This window comes from Nonomuraea rosea, from assembly GCF_039539705.1.
GTDB classification, from domain to species: Bacteria; Actinomycetota; Actinomycetes; order Streptosporangiales; family Streptosporangiaceae; genus Nonomuraea; species Nonomuraea rosea.
This window is the reverse complement of sequence record NZ_BAABDQ010000118.1, coordinates 1-2,091: the sequence shown is the minus strand read 5'-3', so window position 1 is coordinate 2,091 and position 2,091 is coordinate 1. Positions and strand designations below refer to the sequence as shown.

Annotated in this window: 2 protein-coding genes; both read right to left on the bottom strand. The window is 64.6% G+C overall.

Annotation, left to right across the window (positions count from 1 at the left end):
* Nucleotides 1–335 precede the first annotated feature (335 nt).
* Nucleotides 336–1,130, bottom strand: a complete 795-nt coding sequence (locus ABEA43_RS67630; RefSeq protein ID WP_345581508.1) for a hypothetical protein — start codon at nt 1,128–1,130, stop codon at nt 336–338.
* A gap of 11 nt (nt 1,131–1,141) precedes the next feature.
* The gene (locus ABEA43_RS67625; protein ID WP_345581505.1) at nt 1,142–1,582 is read right to left on the bottom strand and encodes a hypothetical protein; all 441 of its coding nucleotides are present in this window, start codon (nt 1,580–1,582) and stop codon (nt 1,142–1,144) included.
* Nucleotides 1,583–2,091: the final 509 nt, after the last annotated feature.

The following is a 2,091-nucleotide window of genomic DNA, read 5'->3' as shown; positions in this document are numbered from 1 at the left end:
GCCTCATCCCGGGACCGGACCAGCAGCTCATCCAACAGCCGATCATCGATCAACTCCCGAATCGGACGACGTTCCTGCTGCTCACCGGCCACATCCCTCACCGTAGAGCGGATCTCACTCAGCGTGTTCGGCATCTGGCCGCCGACACCCTCGATTACCGTCATGACTCTCCCCCGAAGAAGTGGGCCCCCGCCCACCAATGGCTTGCTTCCCAGCAAGATCACTTCCCACACCTACAGGGATACCCCCCCTCGGCCAGACGGCGGCAGATGTCGACGGCTTCGGTAATGGCCCGCAGCGCCTCGTCCGCTTCGGGGCGGTACCTGGGAATGTCCTTAGTTCGGGACCACCGCGAGACAAACGTCGTCGTCGTACCTGGCGAAGAAGCCGAACTGGTTCATATCCGGCTGCGGTCCGGGCAGAAGATAGACGCTGGAGAAGTTTCGCGTGGAGAACACGGCGAGCTGGGACTCGATCGCGGAGGTGATATCGCCCTTCGCACCGTGCAGCCGGGGTGCGATGCGGTCGTGCACGCGGCTCGAGAAGAGGCCGGACTCGACCCACACGCGTGACCATCTGGCGTAGCCGTGCAGCTTGCCGCCGGAAAGGTAGAACTCGACGTCGTATTTGACGTTGGCGGAGTAGTCGGGCCAGTTGGAGATTTCCACGTTCAGATTCTGGTCGATGGTGATGAACACCCGTGAGGCGTCGTGGCCGGGGAAGAACGTGCCGTAAACTCTGGGGTCGCCCACCCTCGAAAGCTGGGTCCCGGCCGTCTGCGCGTCGAATATGGACGCGAACGTGGGCGCGACCTGTTGCCGCAGCGGCACCACGATGTCGTTCGGCTCCCGTGCGACGATCAGTGAGCTTGAGACGACGTCGTTGAAGGCGCTGCCGAAGTAGGACCACCACGAGCTGGCCCCATTGTTGACGTTGAGCGCCGCGAACCGGCCGTCGAAATTGATGTGCTCGAACGCGTACGCGGTGCCGCGGTGCCCCTGTCCCCAGGCGCGCATCGAGGAGAACACGTCGTTCGTGGCGCCCCACCTGTTCCAGTAGTACCGGAAGTTCTCGGAGACCGAGGTTTTCGAAATCCCCTGGAAATCTCTGTCCACCCACAGTGTGCACACGATGGACATGATCAGTAACCCCCGCCCTGCGCGTCGCCGCTGTTGCGGCTGAGGTTGACTCGGCCTTCGTCGTCGCCGAACAGGTGCCTCAGCACGATCGGGCGGACCTCCTGGAGCTCCGCTTCGGAAAGGAGCGGTTCCGCCGCGATCCACAGTTCCAGCAGCCGGGCCTTCTCGTCTGCGGTGTCTGGGGCGGCGGCGGTTCGCTGCCTCAGCTTTTCGACCACGCTTTCCGCCTCGGTGGCGGCGCCGAGCACGGCCAGCGATCCGATCCAATATCCCCTGGCCGTGGTGGGAGAGTCCGCCCGATGGTACGGATCGCCGGCGGAGGCCAAGCTTTCCGTTGGCTCCGTGGCGTTGATCAGCAGCTCGGGTGAGAGCGTCAGGCCCGCTTCTTCGAGTTTGTGGATTTCCGCGCCCAGTTTCGCCGAATATCCAGCGCTGTTGTCCATGGTGATTGCCCTTCAGTCGTCGGTACGACGCCGAATTCTTTGCGTGCAGCGGCGCTGCCGAACCGGTCCCCGTTCGTTGCGCCCGCTAAATAGCTGACAAAGGTCGGCCCCTGTGGCAGCAGGCTAGGCGCGGCGGCGGGCTGTCCGCCTCAGGGGGGAACCTGGGGATGTCCCTAAGAAGCGGCAACGCCGGGCATGGGTGGATTCGCATCGTGTCGGCTTGCCGTGGGGGTCGATGATGCCCCTTATGCGCAGGCGTGTGCTGGGGCGGGCCGTGGTGGTGGTCGCGGCGGCCGCTGTGGCGGGGCTTGTTCGGGGCGCTGGCCGGGGTTGGAATGTCCGGGCTGTTCACCCGCCGTTCCCCAGGGCAGGAACAGTCAAGCCGGGGTTCCGCAGCTGGTAGTCACACGTGAGCCCGGATTTGGATGTTGACCTGGGAGAATGCGTGTAGGGCCGGGGAGGGTCGTGTGCCTATGCCCTCGGCGGCCGGTCGCTCATCAGGTCAGGCA